At 47.5% G+C, this 3,734-nt stretch carries 2 protein-coding genes; both read right to left on the bottom strand.

Going from position 1 to position 3,734, the window contains the following annotated elements:
- Positions 1 to 44: 44 nt before the first annotated feature.
- Entirely contained in the window at positions 45 to 2,669 is a 2,625-nt protein-coding gene (clpB, locus tag J0895_RS11795; protein WP_207088285.1) for an ATP-dependent chaperone ClpB, read from the bottom strand.
- A gap of 219 nt (positions 2,670 to 2,888) precedes the next feature.
- The gene (locus tag J0895_RS11790; protein WP_207088284.1) at positions 2,889 to 3,515 is read right to left on the bottom strand and encodes a hypothetical protein; all 627 of its coding nucleotides are present in this window, start codon (positions 3,513 to 3,515) and stop codon (positions 2,889 to 2,891) included.
- Positions 3,516 to 3,734: the final 219 nt, after the last annotated feature.

Here is a 3,734-nt window from a genome sequence, read left to right as displayed (position 1 = left end):
GGCGGGGGTTTAAACCCCCGCCGGTTGTGCGGGTTATGCAGAACCTACAAATCTGATTGAACTAACAAATCAGACGCTAACCGCTTAAACGCTAACCGCTCATTTTCCACATCCACAAAAATTGTATCCCCATTGGTAAAATCACCCCGTAAGATAGACTTAGCAATTTGGGTTTCTAACTCACGTTGGATGGAACGTTTCAGAGGACGTGCGCCATAAACTGGGTCATATCCCACTTCCGCTAAGAAAGTAACCGCACTATCAGACAGTTTCAAGGACATCTTGCGATCGCGCAGACGTTCGATGACTCGTTCAATTTGCAATTGCACAATCTGCCGTAATTGCTCTTTCTTCAACGAATGGAAGATAATCATCTCATCAATTCGGTTGAGGAATTCCGGACGAAAATTACTCCGCATCGCATCCATCACCCGACTCCGCATTTCTTCGTATTGTTCATCATCCCCGGAGACATCTAAGATAAATTGTGACCCGACATTACTGGTCATAATTATCACAGAATTCTTGAAGTCTACGGTATGTCCTTGTGCATCTGTAACTCGACCATCATCGAGAATTTGCAGCATGATATTGAACACATCCGGGTGCGCTTTCTCGATTTCATCGAATAGAATCACCGAGTAAGGACGACGTCGGACTGCTTCGGATAATTGTCCCCCTTCTTCATATCCCACATATCCCGGAGGCGCACCGACTAACCGGGAAACGGCGTGTTTCTCCATGTATTCCGACATATCAATTCGCACCATTGATTCTTCAGTGTCGAACAGATAGGCAGCGAGTGCTTTGGCGAGTTCAGTTTTACCAACTCCTGTGGGTCCGAGGAAGATAAAGCTGGCAACGGGACGATTTGGGTCAGATAATCCGGCGCGCGATCGCTGAATGGCATCAGCAACGGCGGTGACTGCTTCATCTTGTCCGATGACGCGCTTGTGCAGTTCGTCTTCAAGTTGCAGTAGTTTTTGCATCTCGGATTCGACTAATTTACTAATCGGAATTCCGGTCCATTTAGAGATGATTTCAGCAATATCCGCTTCGGTTACTTCTTCCCGGAGTAAGGTTTGACCGCTGGTTTGGTTTGCTGCTAAATTCGATTCCGCCTGTTCCAGTTGCTTTTGCAAGTTAGTGAGGTTGCCATATTTCAATTCAGCGGCGCGGTTGAGGTCGTAGTTGCGTTCCGCTTGTTGAATTTCGATGTTGACGCGATCGATTTCTTCTTTAATGCCCTGAATTTGAGCAATCACGTCTTTTTCAGACTGCCATTGAGCATTTAGGGTATGTTGTTGTTCTTTGAGGTTGCCGAGTTCTTTTTCTAACCGTTCCAATCGTTCCTGGGAGGCAATATCACTTTCGTTTTTAAGGGACAACCGTTCCATTTCTAACTGGAGGATTTTGCGGTCAATTTCATCCAGTTCTTCGGGTTTGGAGGTAATCTCCATTTTCAGTTTTGCTGCTGCTTCATCTACGAGGTCGATCGCCTTATCGGGTAGGAAGCGATCGCTAATATAACGGTTCGATAATGTCGCTGCAGCAACTAAGGCACTATCGGAGATTTTTACCCCATGATGCACTTCATAGCGTTCCTTGAGTCCGCGCAAAATGGAGATACTATCGGCAACGTTGGGTTGGTCGATATACACTTGCTGGAAACGGCGTTCTAATGCCGCATCTTTTTCCAGATATTTGCGATATTCATCCAGGGTCGTGGCCCCGATACAACGGAGTTCTCCCCGTGCTAACATGGGTTTGAGCAAGTTCCCGGCATCCATTGCGCCTTGGGTCGCACCGGCCCCGACGACGGTATGAATTTCATCGATAAATAGGATAATGTTCCCACCGGATTCGGTGACTTCTTTGAGGACTGCTTTGAGGCGTTCTTCAAATTCCCCGCGATATTTGGCACCGGCAATTAATGAACCCATATCTAGGGTAATCAATTGGCGATCCTTCAAGGATTGGGGGACATCTCCGGCGATAATTCGTTGGGCGAGTCCTTCGGCGATCGCAGTTTTACCGACCCCCGGTTCCCCAATTAACACGGGATTATTCTTTGTGCGACGGGAGAGGATTTGGATAGTCCGGCGAATTTCGTCATCTCGACCGATTACGGGGTCTAGTTTACCTTCTCGCGCCGCTTGAGTGAGGTCGCGTCCATATTTTTCTAGGGATTGATATTTGCCTTCGGGATTTTGATCGGTCACTTTTTGACTGCCTCTAACTTGGGAGATGGTTTCTTTGAGTTTTTGTTCGGTGAGTTTGAATTCTTGGAAGAGTCCTTTACCAAAGCGGTCATCTTTGGCGAATCCTAGTAATATATGTTCGATAGAAATGTATTCATCGGCATACTCTTTGCGATAAGCATCGGCGCGATCGAGGAGGGTATCCACGCTACGTCCGAGATAGACGGAACTGGTGCCACTCACTTTGGGTTGGCGATTGATAAATTGTTCTGTGCGATCGCGCATTTGTTGGACGTTGACTCCCGCTTTGCTGAGAATGCTGCTGGAGAGTCCTTCTTGTTCGAGTAACGCTTTCATCAGGATTTCGCTTTCGATTTGCTGATGTTGCGCTTGTTTGGCAAGATCGGGAGTCTGGGCGATCGCCGCCCAAGCTTTTTCTGTAAACTGATTCGGATTATTGGGTTGCATACTATTTTTTCCTATTATTGTCACATTTTTATTCTAATTAAGCCCTGCCCAGGGTAGAGATCGGGATTCCCGACTGAATTGGGTCGATATTACGGGAAAGGGGTGATTTGTCATTTGTCATTTGTCATTTGTCATTTGTCATTTGTCATTTGTCCTTGGTTGATGGGGGAGATGGGGTTTTGTAGGGGCGAGAAAGCGAATCGCCCCTACAGGGGTTGTTCATGGGTTTCCCTGGAGGACCTGTTGCAACCAATGGGGATAGGCAAAGGATGCCGCCGGGGTTAAGGGATATTCCCGGGGATAGGAGGCACTCAGGACCGTTGCGGTTGCTTTGAGGGTATCAATTAGGGTATCCGTGGGGCCAAACGCTTCTAAGGCGAGACTCCACCCGGGTTGATGCGCGATCGCCAGTTGAGTCAGTTCTAAACTGCATCCTTGGGAAATTGGGCGATCGCCACTGATGGGTTCAATCGTGGCATTTTGGGATTGATAGAACCGTTGCGATCGCCTTTTGCCGACCCTCACCCAGGTTCCCTTTGCTTCCGCATCCCCTGGCATTGTGGGAGTCAACTCCTCACAAGCGCACTTTTGCCATGTTTCCAGATTCCCCGATAGGCAGTCCCCAAACTGAACCTCCGCCCATTCTGCTTGCCGCCATTTGATTTCTAGGCGGTTTTGTCGCCATTTAATATTAAGATAATCACAGTCTGGAGTGAACAGATATAAATCATCTCGGGTTTCTGGGTTCACTGGCCCTTGCTGAGGACATTCAGTTTCAAACCAATGGGCGATCGCCTCCGGTGGATCACCCGGATAAAACCAGCGCAGTTCACTTGTTAACCCCATACAACCTCCCCAATCCGATGTGACTATTATAGACAATTCTGGGTCTATTTTGATGAATTTAGAAAACCGTTCTCTCTGGCGTAGGACAGGAAAACCTTAACCATTTATAATCATAGATAACCCAGAAATTCTTCCTTTTAAATTCTACTGACTCCAAAATGGTCTGACTGTTGTATGTTTTTTTCTCCCACCCTTTCTAGTGCGATCGCCGCTGCCTGT

Origin of the sequence: Phormidium pseudopriestleyi FRX01 (assembly GCF_017313335.1) — a bacterium.
GTDB classification, from domain to species: Bacteria; Cyanobacteriota; Cyanobacteriia; order Cyanobacteriales; family Laspinemataceae; genus Laspinema; species Laspinema pseudopriestleyi.
This window is presented reverse-complemented; position numbering and strand designations above follow the sequence as displayed.

Bases quoted from the DNA above. Each gene is read 5' to 3' on its own strand.
- J0895_RS11790 (WP_207088284.1), bottom strand. From the start codon at position 3,515: ATGGGGTTAACAAGTGAACTGCGCTGGTTTTATCCGGGTGATCCACCG.
- clpB (WP_207088285.1), bottom strand. From the start codon at position 2,669: ATGCAACCCAATAATCCGAATCAGTTTACAGAAAAAGCTTGGGCGGCG.